The 18,024-nt window shown below is 70.6% G+C and carries 16 protein-coding genes; 10 read left to right on the forward strand and 6 right to left on the reverse strand.

The window, feature by feature from the left end; translation table 11 throughout:
* The first annotated feature begins 33 nt into the window (after window positions 1-33).
* From ACFY5C_RS19115 to ACFY5C_RS19135, 5 genes are all read left to right on the forward strand, one after another.
* Window positions 34-744, forward strand: a complete 711-nt coding sequence (locus tag ACFY5C_RS19115) for a TolB family protein (protein ID WP_389445637.1) — start codon at window positions 34-36, stop codon at window positions 742-744.
* Window positions 745-906, forward strand: coding sequence for a hypothetical protein (locus ACFY5C_RS19120; protein WP_389445639.1), 162 nt, complete (start codon window positions 745-747; stop codon window positions 904-906).
* 26 nt (window positions 907-932) lie between these two features.
* Window positions 933-2,192 carry a TolB family protein gene (locus tag ACFY5C_RS19125; protein ID WP_389445641.1) on the forward strand — a complete coding sequence of 420 codons (1,260 nt, stop codon included), beginning with the start codon at window positions 933-935 and terminating at the stop codon, window positions 2,190-2,192.
* 307 nt (window positions 2,193-2,499) lie between these two features.
* On the forward strand, window positions 2,500-4,104 hold the full coding sequence (gene cimA / locus ACFY5C_RS19130; protein ID WP_389445642.1) for a citramalate synthase: 1,605 nt from the start codon (window positions 2,500-2,502) through the stop codon (window positions 4,102-4,104).
* 55 nt (window positions 4,105-4,159) lie between these two features.
* Entirely contained in the window at window positions 4,160-4,594 is a 435-nt protein-coding gene (locus ACFY5C_RS19135; protein ID WP_389445643.1) for a VOC family protein, read from the forward strand.
* A 9-nt stretch (window positions 4,595-4,603) separates the two neighbouring features.
* On the opposite strand, the gene ACFY5C_RS19140 is transcribed toward ACFY5C_RS19135, so the two are convergent.
* On the reverse strand, window positions 4,604-6,466 hold the full coding sequence (locus ACFY5C_RS19140; protein ID WP_389445644.1) for a lectin: 1,863 nt from the start codon (window positions 6,464-6,466) through the stop codon (window positions 4,604-4,606).
* A gap of 237 nt (window positions 6,467-6,703) precedes the next feature.
* Between ACFY5C_RS19140 and ACFY5C_RS19145 the strand changes: the two genes are divergently transcribed.
* Together ACFY5C_RS19145 and ACFY5C_RS19150 are read left to right on the forward strand one after the other, a co-directional pair.
* A complete protein-coding gene (locus tag ACFY5C_RS19145) occupies window positions 6,704-9,730 on the forward strand; it encodes a glycoside hydrolase family 3 N-terminal domain-containing protein (protein ID WP_389445645.1) in 3,027 nt (1,008 codons plus the stop codon).
* 104 nt (window positions 9,731-9,834) lie between these two features.
* A complete protein-coding gene (locus tag ACFY5C_RS19150; protein WP_389445646.1) occupies window positions 9,835-11,181 on the forward strand; it encodes a hypothetical protein in 1,347 nt (448 codons plus the stop codon).
* Window positions 11,182-11,238: 57 nt separating this feature from the next.
* Here ACFY5C_RS19150 and ACFY5C_RS19155 read toward each other — a convergent pair whose 3' ends face one another.
* Complete coding sequence (locus tag ACFY5C_RS19155; protein ID WP_389445648.1) at window positions 11,239-11,817, reverse strand: cysteine hydrolase family protein; 579 nt, start codon at window positions 11,815-11,817, stop codon at window positions 11,239-11,241.
* Between the two features lie 178 nt (window positions 11,818-11,995).
* Here ACFY5C_RS19155 and ACFY5C_RS19160 point away from each other — a divergent pair, with 178 nt between their 5' ends.
* Window positions 11,996-13,012: a GlxA family transcriptional regulator gene (locus ACFY5C_RS19160; RefSeq protein ID WP_389445650.1), complete on the forward strand. Its 1,017-nt coding sequence runs from the start codon at window positions 11,996-11,998 to the stop codon at window positions 13,010-13,012.
* An 82-nt stretch (window positions 13,013-13,094) separates the two neighbouring features.
* Here the strand turns inward: ACFY5C_RS19160 and ACFY5C_RS19165 are convergent, their stop codons facing one another.
* The 3 genes from ACFY5C_RS19165 to ACFY5C_RS19175 all read right to left on the reverse strand — a co-directional run bounded on the left by ACFY5C_RS19165 (window position 13,095) and on the right by ACFY5C_RS19175 (window position 15,827).
* Window positions 13,095-13,877, reverse strand: coding sequence for a S1 family peptidase (locus tag ACFY5C_RS19165; RefSeq protein WP_389445652.1), 783 nt, complete (start codon window positions 13,875-13,877; stop codon window positions 13,095-13,097).
* Between the two features lie 174 nt (window positions 13,878-14,051).
* The gene (locus ACFY5C_RS19170) at window positions 14,052-14,282 is read right to left on the reverse strand and encodes a hypothetical protein (protein WP_389445654.1); all 231 of its coding nucleotides are present in this window, start codon (window positions 14,280-14,282) and stop codon (window positions 14,052-14,054) included.
* Window positions 14,283-14,828: 546 nt separating this feature from the next.
* The gene (locus ACFY5C_RS19175; protein WP_389445656.1) at window positions 14,829-15,827 is read right to left on the reverse strand and encodes a DMT family transporter; all 999 of its coding nucleotides are present in this window, start codon (window positions 15,825-15,827) and stop codon (window positions 14,829-14,831) included.
* 76 nt (window positions 15,828-15,903) lie between these two features.
* Here ACFY5C_RS19175 and ACFY5C_RS19180 point away from each other — a divergent pair, with 76 nt between their 5' ends.
* Both ACFY5C_RS19180 and ACFY5C_RS19185 read left to right on the forward strand, forming a co-directional pair.
* Window positions 15,904-16,518, forward strand: coding sequence for a TetR/AcrR family transcriptional regulator (locus ACFY5C_RS19180; RefSeq protein ID WP_389445658.1), 615 nt, complete (start codon window positions 15,904-15,906; stop codon window positions 16,516-16,518).
* Between the two features lie 238 nt (window positions 16,519-16,756).
* Window positions 16,757-17,326, forward strand: coding sequence for a YdeI family protein (locus ACFY5C_RS19185; RefSeq protein WP_389445659.1), 570 nt, complete (start codon window positions 16,757-16,759; stop codon window positions 17,324-17,326).
* Between the two features lie 51 nt (window positions 17,327-17,377).
* On the opposite strand, the gene ACFY5C_RS19190 is transcribed toward ACFY5C_RS19185, so the two are convergent.
* The gene (locus ACFY5C_RS19190; protein ID WP_389445661.1) at window positions 17,378-17,932 is read right to left on the reverse strand and encodes a YceI family protein; all 555 of its coding nucleotides are present in this window, start codon (window positions 17,930-17,932) and stop codon (window positions 17,378-17,380) included.
* Window positions 17,933-18,024 lie beyond the last annotated feature (92 nt).

Genomic DNA, 18,024 nt, shown 5'->3' on the forward strand with positions numbered 1-18,024 from the left:
ACCACAGGGGGGAACATGTCCGGAGTCGCACGTGTGTCCAGAGCCTCGTTAGGTGCGGCGCTGCTGCTCGCGCTCGCCGGGACGGCGGCCCCGAGCGCCGGCGCGGCGCCACACCCACCGCGCGTCGAACGTGTCAGCACCGCCGCCGACGGCGCCCAGGCCGACGGCCCCTCGAACGGCGCCGCGCTCAGCGCCGACGGCCGCCATGCCGTGTTCGTGTCCACCGCGCCGAGCCTCGGCTGCGCGCGCTTCACCCCGTGCCTGCTCGTGAAGGACCTGACCGGCGGCGGGGTCACGAGGATCGACCTCGGCGGCGGCTACACGTACGGCTCGCCGGTGCCGAGCGCCGACGGGAGCCGTATCGCCTTCTCCGCGGGCACCCGGTTCCTCGCGCCCTACCTGTACGACCGCGCCACCGGCCGCTCGGAGCGGCTGTGGCCCGAGAACCCGCCCGGCTCCAACGAGTTGGGGCGCGTGCAGTCCATCAGCCCGGACGGCACGCACGTCGCGTACACCATCGGCAACCGCAACGGCGATCAGAACTTCCGGCTGCTGTACGTCCGCGACACGGCCACCGGCACCGACGAGTTGATCTCACCGGCCGAGGAGGGCGACAAGCCCGGGGCTTCGGTGAGCGGCGACGGCGAACGGGTCGCCTACTCGCTCTCCGGAAGCGGCACGCACCTCGCGTACACCTCGCGAGACGCCGTGTACCTGCTCGAACTCACCACGGGGAAACGGTAGTTGGTCAGCGTCGACCGCTGGGGCGGCCGGGGCGACCTCCCGGCGCGGCACCCCTCCGTCAACGCCGACGGCACTGTCGTCGCATTCGAGTCGGCGTCACCCGATCTGGTGGAGGGGGACACCAACGGGGTGTCGGACGTCTTCCTGCGGACAGTTCAATGACAACAACCATCAACGGGGGAACAACCATGCACAGCACCAAGCGAGTTGTCGCGCTCGCCATCGCCCTGGCCGCCGCGACGGCGACGCTGTCGGGGGCGTCGGCGGCCGCCGCGCCCAGGGCGCCGTACACGGAGAAGGCGAGCGTGGCCCCGGACGGCACGGACGGCAACCGTGGCTCCGACGGGCAGAGCCTGAGCGCCGACGGCCGCTATCTGGCCTTCGTCTCCGACGCCGACAACCTCGTCGCGGGCGACTCCAACGGCGTCGCCGACGCGTTCGTGCGCGACCTGCGGACCGGCGTCACCCGCCTGGCCGGCACCGCGGCGGACGGCACCCCGGGGGACGCCAACGTCCTGGACGTCTCGCTGAGCGCCGACGGCCGGTACCTGGCGTTCACCTCCAACCCCACCTACAACACCGACGACAACCACATCTTCGTCAAGGACCTGCGGACCGGTGCCCTCCAGCGGATCGACGACGCCGTCGACACGGGCTACAGCGCCGGCAGCATGCCCGCCCTCAGCGCCGACGGCCGCTACGTCGCCTTCGTCGCCCTGCGCACCGGCGACACGGGGCAGGCGGGCGACGGCTCCAACCGGGTCTACCGCGTCGACCGCGTCACCGGCGAACGGGTCCGCATCAGCCAGGTCCCCGGCGAGGGCGCCTGGAAGTCCGCCGCCACCCAGCCGACCATCAGCGCGGACGGCAACAAGGTCGGCTACCAGTTCTTCGTGCCGTACCCCACCCGGGGAGACTGGAGCGACGCCTACGTCCGTGACGTGCGCAGCGGCGAACTGACCCAGGTCGACAAGGCGCCGGACGGCGCGGCGTCCGACGGGCACACCGAGTACCCGCAGGTCAGCGCCGACGGCCGGTACGCGGTGTTCAACTCGCTGGACTCGAAGCTGACGCCGGGCGACACCAACGGCTCCCACAACGTCTTCGTCCGCGACCTGAAGACGGGTGACCTGCGCCGCATCGACGCCGCCGACCCGGCCGCCCACACCGGCTTCGCCCGGCTCAGCGCCGACAGCAGGTACCTCGCGTTCGGCTCCGCCGCCCCGGCCGACCCGAACGCCGCACGTCAGGTGTACGTGCGCGACCTGCGCACCGGACGCACGGTGCTCGTCAGCGCCGCGGCGCAGGGCGGCCCGAGCGCCGACTACGCGGACTACCCGGTGATCGACCGGCACGGCCGCACGGTCGCCTTCAGCAGCCGGGGCGCCGACCTGGTGCCGGACGACACCGCCGACACCACCCACGTCTACGTCCGCCACCTGCGGTGATCAGCGCAGTGCTCGCATCCTGAGACGGACGGTGAGCACGGGGGTGAGTTGTGCCAGACTGCCCCCGTGCTCTCGTTCGCCATGATTATTGGCAGCAGGCGCGCCGGTCCGCAGTGACCACCACGTACGACCAGGTACGGGTGGACACCGTCGTCCTCGACCCGCGCGCAGACCTCTCGCACCCGCGAGAGGTTTTTCTGTTTCCCGGCCCACCCGCAGCCGGGCGGAGAGCGTGAGGGACCATAGGTGGGGGCGGTGGAGCCGGTCATTCCGGTAGACCGAGATCCAATACAGGAGCCTTACGACCATGTCGGTAACCAGCGAGCTGGACGACTCGTTCCACGTCTTCGACACCACCCTGCGCGACGGCGCCCAGCGGGAGGGCATCAACCTCACCGTCGCCGACAAGCTGGCCATCGCCCGTCACCTGGACGACTTCGGCGTGGGCTTCATCGAGGGCGGCTGGCCCGGTGCCAACCCCCGTGACACCGAGTTCTTCGCGCGCGCCCAGCAGGAGATCACCTTCAGGCACGCCCAGCTGGTCGCCTTCGGCTCCACCCGCCGCGCGGGCGGCAAGGCTTCCGAGGACCCGCAGGTCAGGGCGCTGCTGGAGTCCGGTGCCCCGGTGATCACCCTGGTCGCGAAGTCCCACGACCGGCACGTCGAGCTCGCCCTGCGCACCACGCTGGACGAGAACCTCGCCATGGTCGGCGACACGGTGTCGTACCTGCGCGAGCAGGGCCGCCGCGTCTTCGTCGACTGCGAGCACTTCTTCGACGGCTACCGCGCCAACCCGGAGTACGCGAAATCCGTCGTCCGTACGGCCTCGGAGGCCGGCGCGGACGTCGTGATCCTCTGCGACACCAACGGCGGCATGCTCCCCGCCCAGATCCAGGCGGTCGTCTCGACGGTCCTCGCCGACACCGGCGCCCGCCTCGGCATCCACGCCCAGGACGACACCGGCTGCGCGGTCGCCAACACCCTCGCGGCGGTCGACGCGGGCGCGACCCACGTCCAGTGCACGGCCAACGGCTACGGCGAGCGGGTCGGCAACGCCAACCTGTTCCCGGTGGTGGCGGCCCTGGAGCTGAAGTACGGCAAGAAGGTCCTCCCCGACGGCCACCTGCGCGAGATGACCCGTATCTCGCACGCCATCGCCGAGGTCGTCAACCTCACGCCGTCCACGCATCAGCCGTACGTCGGCGTCTCCGCCTTCGCGCACAAGGCCGGCCTGCACGCCTCCGCGATCAAGGTCGACCCGGACCTGTACCAGCACATCGACCCCGAGCAGGTCGGCAACACCATGCGGATGCTGGTCTCCGACATGGCGGGCCGTGCCTCGATCGAGCTCAAGGGCAAGGAGCTCGGCATCGACCTCGGCGGCGACCGGGAGCTGGTCGGCCGGGTGGTCGAGCGGGTGAAGGAGCGCGAGCTCGAGGGCTACACGTACGAGGCCGCCGACGCCAGCTTCGAACTCCTGCTGCGCACCGAGGTCGAGGGCAAGCCGCTGAAGTACTTCCAGGTCGAGTCCTGGCGCGCGATCGTCGAGGACCGCCCCGACGGCAGCCACGCCAACGAGGCCACGGTCAAGCTCTTCGCCAAGGGCGAGCGCATCGTCGCCACGGCGGAGGGCAACGGCCCGGTCAACGCCCTCGACCGCGCACTGCGGGTGGCCCTGGAGAAGATCTACCCGCAGCTCGCCAAGCTTGACCTCGTCGACTACAAGGTCCGCATCCTGGAGGGCGTGCACGGCACCCAGTCCACGACCCGCGTCCTGATCTCCACGTCCGACGGGGCGGGGGAGTGGTCCACGGTCGGCGTCGCCGAGAACGTCATCGCGGCGTCCTGGCAGGCGCTGGAGGACGCGTACACGTACGGGCTGCTGCGGGCCGGGGTGACACCGGCCGAGTAGGCCGAACGGACCTCGCCGCCTGCCCCGGGCCCGTCGTCCACGGCACAGTGGAGCCATGGACGACAAGGCCACGGACGCCCGCTACCTGCTCGCCCGGGGACAGGTGGCTACCCGGCTGCCCGCCCAGGACCTTCAGCGGGCCCGGCGCTTCTACTCCGAGAAGCTCGGTCTGGACCCGGTCGACGAACGGCCCGGCGGGCTGCTGTACCGGTGCGGCGGCACGGAGTTCGCCGTGTACCAGTCGACCGGAGCCTCCCCCGGCACGTTCACCCAGATGGGGTGGCAGGTCGAGGACATCGATGCGGTCGTCGCGGAACTCGGGCGGCGCGGCGTGGAGTTCGAGGACGTCGACGTGCCCGGGCTCCGCACGACCAACGGCATCGCCGATGTCCAGGGCCACTACCCGAGCAAGGGCTTCCGCGGGGAGCGCGCCGCCTGGTTCCACGACAGCGAGGGCAACCTGCTCGGCATCGGCGAGCCGTTCGTCTGAGCCGGCGCCCTACTGCAGCCGCCACTTCTGGTTGGCGGCGCCCGTGCAGCTCCAGATCTGTGCGCGGGCGCCGTTGGCCGAGGAGTTGTCCGTCACGTCGAGGCACTTGTCCGCGGCGCGGTTGACCAGGTCGCCCGTCGTCGCGTCGTACGACCACTGCTGCGCCCCCGACCCGTTGCAGCCGTACAGCTGGACCTTCGCGCCGTTCGCGGTCGCTCCGGACGCGACGTCGAGGCACTTGCCCAGCGCCCGCACCGACCCGTCGGACTGCACGGTCCAGCGCTGGGCGGTCGAGCCGTTGCAGTCGTAGAGCTGCACCGCCGTGCCGTCGGCCGGCGAACCGCCCGCCACGTCGAGGCACTTGCCCGCAAGACCCACCAACGCCCCCGACTGCGACGGGCCCTCGGTCTGGGTGCCCGACCAGGTGAACGTCGCCGACGTCTTGCCGGGAAGCGAGTAAGTGGCGTGCTGTGAGCCCCAGTTGATCGTGACGGTCTTCGCGCTGGACGCATCGTTGTACGCGATCAGCGCCTTCGAACCGTCCGGATTGCGCCACGCCACGTTCGGCACCGACGACGACGCCGTGGACGCGATGCGCTGGGCGCCCGGCTTCACGAACTTCGTCAGGTGGCCCATCGTGTAGTACTCGACGGTGTAGTCGACCTGCCCGTGCCGGGAGTCCCCGTTGTGGACGGTGATCAGACCGTCGCAGGTCCCGCAGCCGCCGTTGTGCGGACCCCGGTTCTGGTCCAGCGCGAGCGACCACTTGGTCACCGACTTCGCCCAGTTCCGGGTGTAGTCGATGATGTTCATCATGTCCTCGCGCTGCTGGTTGGCGATCCAGGTGCCGCCGGAGTGCTCGGTGCCGAACGCGTCCAGCTGCGGATACTGGTTGTGCACCTGCGTCTGCTTGGCCACGTCACCGCCGTAGCCGTGCCAGGCGATCCCGCCGAAGTTCGGGTGGTTGCGGACGGCGGCGTCGTCGACCGTCTGCGCGGCGTAGGCGTCGTAGGTGTCCCAGTTCCAGTCGTGCGCCAGCACCTTCGTCGACAGCCCGGCGTTCTGGAGCTTCGGCAGCAGTTCGTTCTTCGTGAAGTACGCGAGCCCGCTCGCGTTCCAGCTCATCGAGGGATAGCCCGCGCAGCAGGTCGGCTCGTTCTGGGCGGTGACGTACGAGATCGGGATGCCCTGGGCCTGGTAGGCCTGCACGTACTTCACGAAGTACGAGGCGTACGCCCCGTAGTGCTCCGCCTTCAGCCAGCCCCCGTTGAGCTGCCCGTTGTCCTTCATCCAGGCGGGCGCGGTCCAGGGTGAGGCCATCACGGTGAGCCCGGGGTTGAGCTGACGTGCCTGCTTCGTCAGCGGCACGACGTCCTGGAGATCGTGGGCGATCGAGAACTCGGAGAGGTCCGGGTCGGTCTGCCCGGCCGGCATGTCGTCGTAGGTGTAGCCGAAGCGGGCGAGGTCCGAGCCGCCCATGGGATTGCGCAGGAACGACAGCCCGATGCCCTCCGTCGGGGAGAACAGCTTGCGCATCGTGTCGTCCCTCGTGGCCTGCGACAGCGCGCCGCTGCCGTCCATCAGCCAGGCCGCGGTGTCCGTGAAGGACGCGCCGCCGCCGGTGAAGGACTGGTAGCGGGTGTTCTCGTCGACCGTGATGTTCTCGCCGCTGCCGCCGGAGCCCGCCTGGAAGGCGAACGGCGTCTGCGGCTGCAGCCCGCGGGTCACATGGCGTCCTGCGGTGTCGTCCGTCGTGGTGAGCCAAGCGGTGACCTGTTCGCCCGCAGCCTGCGCGGGGGTGGCCGCCGTGAAGCCGGCCGTGGTGAGGAGCCCGGTGAGAAGCAGCCCGAGCGTCCGCGTCGATCTCCTCATGGAGCGCCGCCCTTCTGGAGGTGGGGGATGGGGGCGTGCGAGCCGTGAGTAAATGACGGCTTCGTATACGCGTCAAGGGGTCGCGCGTTCATGAGGTGAAAGGACAACGGCACTGCTCCGGCCAGGAGTTGAGTGCGCACCGGTTCTGACGTGAAGTCTTGACGCCAACCGGCGCCCCCAGTTAACTCAAGGCGTGAGGTAAGTCATAAGTGGACCACGAGAGTCGAGGGACGTTCCATGCGAAGAACCGCCCTGCTCGCCTCCGCCGCCTTGCTGACCGCACTGCTTCCGCTCACCTCCGCAGCCCCCGCGTCCGGCGCCGACGACCCCGCCCCGGTCCCCGTCGACCGCTTCGAGGGCGAGGTCCCCTTCGCGAGCCCGCCCGCCGGGGGCCTCTTCACCTGGGGCAGCGACAACGACGACCCGCCCACCCTGGAGCTGGCCGCCCGCGGCGACGCGCCCGAGGGCGAGAAGGTCCTCTCCGGCACCTACGACATCAGCGGCTACGGCGGCTTCACCCACGACTTCGCCTTCGCCGAGCCCGCCCACGACTGGTCCGCCCACAAGGGCCTCCGCCTGTGGTGGGACGGCCGGAACAACGGCAAGAAGATCGTCTTCGAACTCAAGGACGGCGGCGCCAACGGCGAGGCCTCCGAGCTGTGGACGACCTCCTTCACCGACGACTTCAGCGGCTGGAAACAGATCGAGCTGCCCTTCACCGACTTCACCTACCGCACGGACCACCAGCCGGTCGGCGGCATCGACCACATCCTCGGCCTCACCGAGACCTGGGGCTACGGCGTCACCCTGCCGGTCGGCGTCAACGGGCAGTTCGCCATGGACGGGGTCGAGTTGTACGGCAGGGCCGACCAGTCCCTGAAGGCCTCCGTGCTGACCGACTCGGCCGTCTACCCGACGGACGAGGGCGGCACGGCGAACGTACGGCTCACCGTCGCCACCACCGGCTCCGCCCCCATCGACGAACCCGTCACCGTCACGTACGAGACCACCGGCGGCACCGCCGACCCCGGATCGGACTACACCCCGGTCGCGGGAACCGTCACCTTCCCGGCCGGCACCGTCTCCGGAACCAGCCGCGAGGTCCGCGTCCCGACCCGCAAGGACAGGTCCGCCGAGCCCGCCGAGACGATCCCGCTGAAGCTGACCGTCACCGGCGCCAAGTCCCCGGCGGAGACCCCGCAGGTCGTCGTCGACGCGCACGGACTGCCGTATCTCGACCCCAGGTTGCCGGTGCGCAAGCGCGTCGCCGACCTCGTCTCCCGCCTCTCCCTGGAGGAGAAGGCCGGCCAGATGACCCAGGCCGAACGCGGCGCCCTGACCGCGCCCGGTGACATCGCCACGTACGCGCTCGGCTCGCTCCTCTCCGGCGGCGGCTCCACCCCGACGCCCAACACGGCCGAGGCCTGGGCGAAGATGATCGACGGCTTCCAGTTGCGGGCGCAGGCGACGCGGTTCCAGATCCCGCTGATCTACGGCGTCGACGCGGTGCACGGCCACAACAACCTGGTCGGCGCGACGATCCTGCCGCACAACATCGGGCTCGGCGCGTCCCGGGACCCGCAGCTGGCCCAGCGGGCCGGCGCGGTGACGGCTGCCGAGACCCGGGCGACCGGCATCCCCTGGGACTTCGCGCCCTGTCTGTGCGTGACGCGGGACGACCGGTGGGGACGCGCGTACGAGTCCTTCGGTGAGGACCCGGCGCTCGTCGACTCCATGGAGACCGTCATCCAGGGCCTCCAGGGCCGGTCCGACGGACGGGACCTGGACCGTGACGACAAGGTCCTCGCCACCGCGAAGCACTTCGTCGCCGACGGCGGCACCGAGTACGGCTCCTCCGGCACCGGTACGTACACCATCGACCAGGGCGTCACCAAGGTCACCCGGCAGCAGCTGGAAGCCGTGCACCTGGCGCCGTACGAGACGGCGGTGGACCGAGGCGTCGGCACGGTCATGCCGTCGTACTCCTCGCTCGACCTGATCGGCGACGGACGGGGCCCGGTCAAGATGCACGGTCGCGCCGACATGATCAACGGCATGCTCAAGGACCGGATGGGCTTCGACGGCTTCGTCATCAGCGACTGGAACGGCATCGACCAGCTCCCCGGCGACTACGCCTCGGACATCCGTACGTCCGTCAACGCGGGCCTCGACATGGTCATGGCCCCGTACGCCTTCCGCGACTTCCACACCACGCTCGTGCAGGAGGCCCGGGCCGGGCGGGTCGGCGAGGCGCGGATCGACGACGCCGTCTCCCGCATCCTGACGCAGAAGTTCCGCCTCGGACTCTTCGAGAAGCCGTACGCCGACACCAGCGGGGCCGACCGGATCGGGTCCGCCGCACACCGGGCGGTGGCGCGGCAGGCGGCAGCCCAGTCGCAGGTGCTGCTGAAGAACGCGAACGGCGTGCTGCCCCTGCGCAAGTCGCAGAAGATCTACGTCGCCGGATCCAACGCCGACGACATCGGCAACCAGAGCGGCGGCTGGACGATCACCTGGCAGGGTGCGTCCGGCGACATCACCCCCGGCACGACGATCCTGGAGGCGATCCGGAAGAACGCCCCGGGGCTGACGTACTCCAAGGACGCCTCGGCGCCGACGGACGGCCATGACGTCGGCGTGGTCGTCGTCGGCGAGACCCCGTACGCCGAGGGTGTCGGTGACGTCGGCAACGGCAACGATCTGGAGCTGAGCGCCGCCGACCGGGCCACCGTCGACAAGGTGTGCGGCGCCATGAAGTGTGCCGTGCTGATCGTCTCCGGGCGCCCGCAGCTGATCGACGACGAGCAGCTCGCCGGGATCGACGCGCTGGTCGCCTCCTGGCTGCCGGGTACGGAGGGCGACGGCGTGGCGGACGTGCTGTACGGCAAGCGCGCCTTCACCGGGCAACTCCCCGTCACCTGGCCGAAGTCGGAGGCACAGCTGCCGATCAACGTCGGGGACAGCGCGTACGACCCGAGGTTCCCCTACGGCTGGGGCCTGACGACCCTGACCACGGTGCCGGAAGGGGGCGCCGGGACCCTGAGGGCGCTCGGCATCGCGGCCCGGGCGGCCGAGAGGGCCGGGGCGCAGCAGGCGGGCCGTGCGCTCGTCACCAAGGCCCGGCTGATCGTCCAGCACAGGGCCGCCGGCATCGACATCACCGAGGCGGTGGCGAAGCCCTTCGCCGAGGCCGATCATCTGCTGCTGACGGGCCGGTACGGGGCGGCGGTGGAGAGGCTGAGCGCCGCGTACCGCGCGGCCTGAGCCGCCGTACGGCACGCGGCGGCTGCCGTGGGGCGCCGGTCGCGGTGGGAATCCAGCCACCTGGACCGGCGCCTTTGCCCGTCCCATCAGGTAGCGTCGAGAGTATGAGGACTCCGCTCTTCCGGGGACTCATGCGCTTGCTGATCGTGCCGGTCGCCGCGACTGCGGCGGTGCTTGTGGCCGGCCCGCCCGGCGCACATGCGGCCACGGACGTTTCCCGGGTTGCCGAGGCGCTGCGCGATGATCCCGTCTACGTGGATCCCGCAGCCTCGGACCAGCTGTCGTCGGCCGACGCGGAAGCGCTCGCCGACAAGATCAAGGACGCCGACAAGCCGGTCTTCGTCGCCGTGCTGCCGGCCGATCAGCCGACCAGTAACCTGCTGCCGAACCTCCGCACGGAAACCGGTGTGACGGGCCTGTACGGCGTCCGCGTCGGTGACCGGTTCGACGCGGCGGCCGACTCCTCGGTGATGTCCCGGCAAGCGGTGGACAACCTGGTCTCCTCGGTGCAGAGCGCCGGCGACCCCAAGGCCCAGCTGAACGACTTCGTCGACTCGGCGCTGCGCAACGTGAACGGCACCGCACCGGCCAGCTGGAGCGACGGCGGGGGCGGCGACGGCTTTGACGCCGGCGGTCTGATCGCCGTCGGCGCGGTGCTGGCGGCAGGCGGCGCGGGCGCGTACGCGCTGGTCAAGCGCAACCGGCGGCGCCACGAGGCGGAGCAGCGGGAGGGCCTGGAGAAGCTACGGGTGGTGGTCGACGAGGACATCACCGCCTTCGGCGAGGAACTGGACCGCCTGGACTTCCACCCAGGCGAGCCCGGCGCCGACGATGCGATGCGTGCGGACTACGAAAGCGCCCTGGACGCCTACGAAAAGGCGAAACGGCTGATGGACTCCGCCCGCAAACCGGAGGACGTCAAAGCAGTCACCCAGGCCCTGGCGGACGGCCGCTTCTCCCTCACCCAGCTGGCCGCCCGCCGGGCACACCAGCCCCTGCCGGAACGCCGGCCGCCGTGCTTCTTCGACCCGCGGCACGGTCCGGCGGTGGCCGACGAGACCTGGACCCCGCCCGGCGGCACGGCCCGCGAGGTCCCGGTCTGCGCGGCCGACCGAACCCGCCTCTCCGAGGGCCGCGACCCCGTGATCCGCGAGGTCGACACCGAGTACGGCCGCCGCCCGTACTGGGAGGCCGGCCCGGCCTACGGGCCCTGGGCAGGCGGATACTTCGGCGGCGGCATCCTCCCCGGCCTCCTCATCGGCACCCTGCTCGGCAGCATGATGGCCACGCCCGCCTACGCCGCCGACTACGGAGCGGGCTACGGCTACGGCGGTGGCGGCTACGAGGGCGGCGACGTCTCCGGCGCGGACTTCGACAGCGGGGACTTCGGGGGCGGATTCGGCGGTGGGGACTTCGGTGGGGGAGGAGGGTTCGACGGCGGCGGGTTCTGAGGATCCTTGTGTTCCGCCATGATCAGGGCGGCGGACGCGAGCGAAGCCGCAGCCGTGTCAGACGAGCTCCCGTCCGGACGCGACGACGACGCCGTACGCGTCGGCGACGGCCGCAAGGGCACTGCGGTGCAGTTCGTCGGCGGTCACATCCACGACCGACCGGGTGGCGCACGCGTCCGCGGGCACGGTCGGCCTGTTGCCGCGCAGGGCCGCGGACGCCGCCGTGTACGCGACGCACATGTGGGTCATGAACCCGGCGACGATCACGGTCTCGTTCCTGGCGTCGTCCACGAGCTTTCCGAGGTCGGTTCCGTGGAAGGAGTCCGGGGCCTTCTTGACGACCACGGACTCGCCCTCGACGGGGGCGACGTCGGGGTGTATCCGGCCGGTCTCCGTGCGGATGTCGTACAGCGAACCCTCGCCGTCGTCATGCTGGACGTGAATGACCTCGGCACCAGCTTCGCGGGCCCGGGACAGCAGATCCGACGCCGCTTCCAGGGCGGGCTGCCAGCCGTCGAGTTCCATCGCACCGCGGGTGTAGGTGTTCTGGTAGTCGACGAGGATCAGCGTCGAGGACGCGAGGGCCGCAGGGGTGTCGTCGGCACCGCCGAGTTCGCGCAGCGTCTTGCTGGTCACAGGACTTCTCCAGGGGTTGGGGACTTGAGGTTCCGAGGGTTCGTCGAACGGGTCGAACCGTTGCTCAACAGCTTGTTGAACCCGTATGCGACGCTATGGCCCGCGCCGGGCTGTCGGCAATGACGTGCTGTTCGCAGAAACCGACACCCACGTCCGCGGCCGAGGCAGGGGGTACAGGGTGGGGACCGTGAACCGGTTGATCGTGATCGTGCTGTTCGAGGGCGTCGACCTCCTCGACGTCACCGGCCCGCCGGAGGTGTTCTCGCTCGTCCCCCACGAAACCGACGGCGGCGTCGGCTACGAGGTACTCCTGGCCGCCGAGACGATCGCGCCGGTGACGACGGCGGCCGGTGTGCGGATCCTGCCCGACACCACGTTCCTGGAGGTCGCCGAACGGGCCATCGACACGCTCCTGGTCCCCGGTTCCGTCGAGGTGGACGGCGAGCGCCGCATCCACCCCGTCACCGACCCCGGCACGGTGGCCTGGGTGAAGACGCTGGCCGGCCGTGCCCGACGGGTGGCCTCCGTGTGCGTCGGCGCGCACATCCTTGCCGCCGCGGGGCTCCTCGACGGCAAGCGCGCCACCACGCACTGGTCGACGGCGCAGCGGCTTGCCGCCGACCATCCGGCGGTGCGGGTCGACCCGGATCCGATCTTCATCCGCGAGGAGGGCGAGATCTGGACCGGCGCGGGGATCAGCGCGTGCCTGGACCTGTCCCTGGCCCTGGTCGCGGAGGACTTCGGCGAGCAGGTCGCGCTGCGCGTCGCCCGCCAACTCGTGATGTACCTCAAGCGGCCCGGCGGGCAGTCCCAGTTCAGCGTGCCGCTGGAGCCGGTGTCCACGACCCGGCGCATCGAGGACCTCCGGCATCACATCCTGAACAACATCGACCAGCGCCTCACCGTCCCGGACCTGGCCGCGTATGCGCATGTCAGCGACCGCCAGCTGACCCGCATCTTCAAGTCCGGACTCGGTATGACGCCGCACGCCTACATCGAGTCGGTGCGGGTCGAGTTGGCCGGCAACCTGCTGGAGAGCACCGACGCCACGCTGGAGCGGGTCGCCACCGTCTGCGGGTTCGGCACGGTCGACACCCTCATCCGGGCGTTCCGCCGCCGGCACGCCACGACGCCGAGCGAGTACCGGGCGAGGTTCCGGGCCGCTGCGGTGCGCGTGACGGCCGCAACGGGGTGAGCGGGGCGCGTGCGGCGCGGCACGGGCCCGGCGTCCGAAGACACCGGGCCCGCGGCGCGGCAAGCTCAGAGGTGCGGGGAGGTCACAGGGACGACGCCGCGGAGGCGATCGCCGACGCGAAGGTGGAGACCTCGGTGTAGACGCCGGGGGCGTTGGGGCGGGCGCAGCCTATGCCCCAGCTGACGATGCCGACCTGGATCCAGGCGTTGCTCGCGTCGCGGCGGAACATCGGGCCGCCGGAGTCGCCCTGGCACGTGTCGACGCCGCCGGACGGGAAGCCGGCGCAGATCTCCTCGTTGGCGATGAGGCCGCTGTAGCCGCTGTAGGAGCGGCACTGGGCGTCGCTGACGAACGGCACGTTGGCCTTGAGCATGTAGCGCTGCTGGGGACCGCCCTCACGGGCCGCGCCCCAGCCGGCCACGGTGAAGGTGCCGGTGTTGTACTGCGTGGTCGTGGCGATCTTCAGCGTGGGCAGGTTGATCGGCTGGGCGAGCTTGATGAGCGCCCAGTCCTTGCCGTCGCCGTTGTAGCCCGGGGCCCGGTACACGTACGTGGAGCGGACCTGGACGCGGCCGCTGGTGGACTGCAGGTCCACGACGCCGGCCGTGGCGGTGATGCTGGTGTTGGGGCCGGTCGCGCCCACGCAGTGCGCGGCGGTGAGCACGATCTGCTGGGTGTAGAGAGCGCCGCCACAGCCCATGGAGAGCCGGACCATGAACGGGAACTCGCCCTGTGCGGCACGGGTTCCGCCGACGACGCGCGAGTCTGCGGCCTGCGCGGCCGAGACGGGCTGAAGGCTGACGATCGCGAGAGCGGCGGCGCCGAGGACCGCGCATCTCTTGAGGGCGGTGAGGAGCTTCTTCAACGTGATGCCTTCCGTGGGGGGTTGGACATGCGAACGTGGAGAGAGCACTGAAATGTAGGGGGCATGCCAAGCAAGGGGAGTGACTGTCTGCTGACATGCGCCGGTCAATTCCTTTGCTGGATTATGGGAATCCTGTGACCGCCCCCACAAGGGGCCAATTCCGGCCACGCCCCCTCAGGCCCCGCCCCTCCCGCCCGAGCCCCGCCGCCCGTACCGCTCCCCGGCGGCATGCCACCAGCCGGGCGGCGACGGCCCGTTGACGACGGACGTCGGCTGATCGGGATGCAATCCGAGCCGCCACAGGGCACCGGCGGCGACATGGACCGTGATCCACGCCCGCCGGCGCCCGTCGGCCCCCGGCGCGCACACGCGGTCCCAGCGCACCTCACCCGCCTCGAACGGCATCCAGTCGATGCCGCGCTCCCGCAGTCAGGCGCGGACGGCGGCCTCGGGGTGCAGGAGCGGCTTCTCGATCTCGTACGAGGAGACGGCGACCCATGCGGGGGCGGGGCGGGGCGTGTCGGTCATGTCGACGATGATGCCCGGGGGCGACACCCGTCCGCGCCTCGATTTCGCCACCGGGCCTGGCAGTCTGCCCGTCTGGGCCGTCACCCGTCACTCGTCGCCAGAGGCGTCCCGTCGATGCCCGCCCGCGCCATCGGATGCGAGGAGCGGCAGGCGTCCAGGGCGCCGGTCCCGGCCTCGCGCACGGCCACGTGGCCCCCGGCGGTCGGGGCGGGATGCCGCGGCGGTCATGCCGTCGAGGATGTCCCGGTACGACTCCCGATGAACTCGGACGTCCCCTGCGCGAACACGGCGGCGCCCAGCAGGAGAAGAGCGAACGGCGTGAAGAACTCCGCACCCCGAAGCCGAGGATGACACGGCATGCCGAACGGCCGTCCGGCAGTGGTGTGAGCCCGGAAGCGGAAGCGAACGCTGATCAGAGGGGCCTCACGAGCAGCCACCGGGGAGCCGGTGGCCGGCGGCTGGAGACTGCGGGGCCGGAGGCGCGGGCGGGCCGTGCGGGACCTGTTGAGGAGAGCCACCGGTCCTGGGGCGCGGCCGGAGCGCACGCGCACGGGATGTGCCGCCCCCGCGATACACGATGACGACGGCGGCAAGTCCGACCGCCAGGCCGATCGCGGTCTGCGCACTGAAGTGCTCGCCGAACATGAACGCCCCCCACACCGCCGTGACCGGCGCCATGAGGAACATGAGGGTGTTGACCTTGGTGACCCCGGAGCGTCGCAGGATCATCCAGTACAGCCCGTACCCGCCGAAGGTGGACAGCACGACGAGCCAGCCGATCGCGGCCCAGAAACCGGCCTCGGCGGGCGGCGCGGCCGCTCCGGTGCTCAGGGCGAACGCCGTGAACAGTACGGCGCTGGTGGCGCAGTGGACGGTGAGCGCCACCATGGGCGGAACGGCCGTCCGGGAGCGGCTTTCGAGGAACGTGGCCGCCACCAGCGAGAGCATGCCGAGGAAGGGGATGAGATAAGCCCACGCGGCAACGCCGGTCGCCGCCGTGGCGTCGGCCATGGTGACGACGACGACGCCGCTCACCCCCAGGCACAGCCCGAGCCACTGCCGGCCTGAGACGTACTGCCCCAGCAGGGGTCCGGCCAGGGCACCGGCGACCAGGGGCTGGACGCCGTCGATCAGGGCCGTGGTGCCACTGGAGACGCCCAGCTGGATGGCGTAGTAGACGGTGAGCAGATAGCCGCTCTGCGACAGCGTGCCGATCACGGCCTGGCGGGCGAGGTCCCGCCCGGTGAGACCCCGCCACGACGCACGGCCCAGCACCGCGGCCACGATGACCAGGATCACCGCGAGCGGCAGGAACCGCCACATCAGGATCGTCACCGCGGACGCGCTCCCGGCGCCGAGTTTGGCGCCGATGAACCCGGAGCTCCAGCTGAGGACGAAGGCGAGGGACAGCAGGGCGTTCACGCCAACCACATCCAGTAGACAGATCGGTATACCTTGCTCGCACCAGAAAGTATACAGATCGGTATACTCGGATGCCATGGGCACCGCAGAGCAGCAGCCGCAGCGCGTCACGCTGACGCGCGCCGCACGACGCATCCTGGAAGCCGCCGAGCGGCTGTTCTACGAGCGCGGCATCCACGCCGTGGGCGTGGATCTCATCGCCGCGGAGGCGGGGGTGACCAAGAAGACGCTCTACGACCGCTTCGGCTCCAAGGAGCGGATCGTCGTGGAGTACCTGACCGGCCGCGACGAGCGCTGGCGGGCCTTCCTCGCGCGGTACCTCGACGACCACCTCGACGCGGCGCACGCGACACCGCAGGCGCACGTCCTGGCGGTGTTCGACGCCTCACGCGCGTGGTCGGCGGAGTACGGCTCCAAGGGGTGCAGCATGGTCAACGCGCACGCCGAGATCAGCGACCCCGCCCATCCGGCCTACCCGATCATCGCCGGGCAGAAGGAGTGGATGCTCTCCCTGTTCACCCGTCTCGCCCGGGACATCGCCCCGGACGACGGGGACCGCCTGGGCCGGACACTGATGCTGCTTCACGAGGGAGCGCTCGTCGCCCACGGTCTGAACACCTTCCCGGACCCGATCGCGCACGCCCGCGACCAGGCGGCGGCCCTCCTGCGGGCACCGGAAGGGCAGCGATGACGGCACACTCCGCCACTTCTGCTCCGTGCACCCCCGCATGTCCGAGGACATCGGCGAGCGGGGCATCGACCTGCTGGCCCCGGTTCTGGACCCTCCTCGACCTGCTTCCGAAGGGGCGCGGCGACCGGTACCCGAGCGTCACCTACTGACCGGGGAGCCGGGCCGGCCGATGGAGAACACTCCCTGACCTACTTGATGGAGGACACTTCCTGACCTACTTCGCCCCTACGTTTGCGTCATGAGCCCGCACCGCGATCCGGAACCCCGCGCCTTCGCCTCCGCCGACGCCCTCGACACCTGGCTGGCGGAGCACCCGGCTCCGCACCCCGGCCTGTGGGTCAGGGTCGCCAAGAAGGACTCCGGCATCCCCTCCGTCACAGCCGCCGAGGTCAACGACGTGGCCCTGTGCCACGGCTGGATCACGGGGCAGCGCAAGGCACTCGACGCCTCGTACTACGTACAGCGGATCACCCCGCGCCGGCCCGGCAGCCTCTGGTCGATGGTCAACGTCCGGCGGGTGGCGGAACTGACCGCCGAGGGGCGGATGCGCCCCCAGGGCCTCGCCGAAGTGGACGCCGCGAAGGCGGACGGGCGGTGGGAGGGGGCGTACGAGTCGCAGCGCAATGCCGAGGTCCCGGACGAGCTGGCCGCGGCGCTGGCGGAGAACGCCCGGGCCCGTGCGGCCTTCGCGCAGCTGGGCCGGAGCGAGCGCTATCAGCTCATGCTCGGCCTTCTGCGCGCCCGGACCCCACAGAGCCGCACGGCTCAAGTCGCGGCGATCCTCCGGAAGTTGACACAGCGCCGGTGAGTGACGGACTCACCGGCGCTGTCGCGTCGTGTCGCGTGCCTCAGAGAAGGCTCACGCGCTCTTGATCGCCGAGATGTCGAAGTGCAGCTTGATCTTGTCGGAGACCAGCACGCCACCCGTCTCCAGCGCCGCGTTCCACGTGAGACCCCACTCCGAGCGCAGGATCTCCGCCTTGCCCTCGAAACCGACGCGCTCGTTGCCGAACGGGTCCTTGGCGGCACCGTTGAACTCCAGGTCGATGGTGATCGACTTGGTGGTGCCGAGGATCTCCAGGTCACCGGTGATGCGGTAGTCGTCGCCGCCGAGGGACTCCGCCTTGGTGGAGCGGAAGGTCATCGTCGGGAACTCATCGATCTTGAAGAAGTCCGCGCTCTTGAGGTGTCCGTCGCGGTCCGCGGAGCCGGTGTCGATGCTGTCCATCTTGACGTCGATCGACGCCTTGGACGCGGCCGGGTCGGCGCCGTCCAGCTGCAGCGAGCCGCTGAAGTCGAGGAACTTGCCCTTGACGTTGGTGACCATGGCGTGCCGGACGGTGAAGCCGATGGTGGAGTGGGCCGCGTCGATCGTGTACTCGCCGGTCAGTGCGGTCAGGTCGGTGTTCGCCATGATGTGCTCCTTAGGGATGAGGGGGCCTTGCGACCCAATGTTGAATCTTGAACTACATCAACGCGACCGACCGTAGACCTATTCCGTTCGAG

Origin of the sequence: Streptomyces sp. NPDC012935 (assembly GCF_042900345.1) — a bacterium.
GTDB lineage: Bacteria > Actinomycetota > Actinomycetes > Streptomycetales > Streptomycetaceae > Streptomyces.

What these genes read in the sequence shown, in the direction of transcription:
- ACFY5C_RS19145 (WP_389445645.1), top strand. Translation starts at nt 6,704, where the DNA reads ATGCGAAGAACCGCCCTGCTCGCCTCCGCCGCCTTGCTGACCGCACTG.
- ACFY5C_RS19180 (WP_389445658.1), top strand. Translation starts at nt 15,904, where the DNA reads ATGGGCACCGCAGAGCAGCAGCCGCAGCGCGTCACGCTGACGCGCGCC.
- ACFY5C_RS19135 (WP_389445643.1), top strand. Translation starts at nt 4,160, where the DNA reads ATGGACGACAAGGCCACGGACGCCCGCTACCTGCTCGCCCGGGGACAG.
- cimA (WP_389445642.1), top strand. Translation starts at nt 2,500, where the DNA reads ATGTCGGTAACCAGCGAGCTGGACGACTCGTTCCACGTCTTCGACACC.
- ACFY5C_RS19190 (WP_389445661.1), bottom strand. Translation starts at nt 17,932, where the DNA reads ATGGCGAACACCGACCTGACCGCACTGACCGGCGAGTACACGATCGAC.
- ACFY5C_RS19170 (WP_389445654.1), bottom strand. Translation starts at nt 14,282, where the DNA reads ATGCCGTTCGAGGCGGGTGAGGTGCGCTGGGACCGCGTGTGCGCGCCG.
- ACFY5C_RS19125 (WP_389445641.1), top strand. Translation starts at nt 933, where the DNA reads ATGCACAGCACCAAGCGAGTTGTCGCGCTCGCCATCGCCCTGGCCGCC.
- ACFY5C_RS19140 (WP_389445644.1), bottom strand. Translation starts at nt 6,466, where the DNA reads ATGAGGAGATCGACGCGGACGCTCGGGCTGCTTCTCACCGGGCTCCTC.
- ACFY5C_RS19150 (WP_389445646.1), top strand. Translation starts at nt 9,835, where the DNA reads ATGAGGACTCCGCTCTTCCGGGGACTCATGCGCTTGCTGATCGTGCCG.
- ACFY5C_RS19185 (WP_389445659.1), top strand. Translation starts at nt 16,757, where the DNA reads ATGAGCCCGCACCGCGATCCGGAACCCCGCGCCTTCGCCTCCGCCGAC.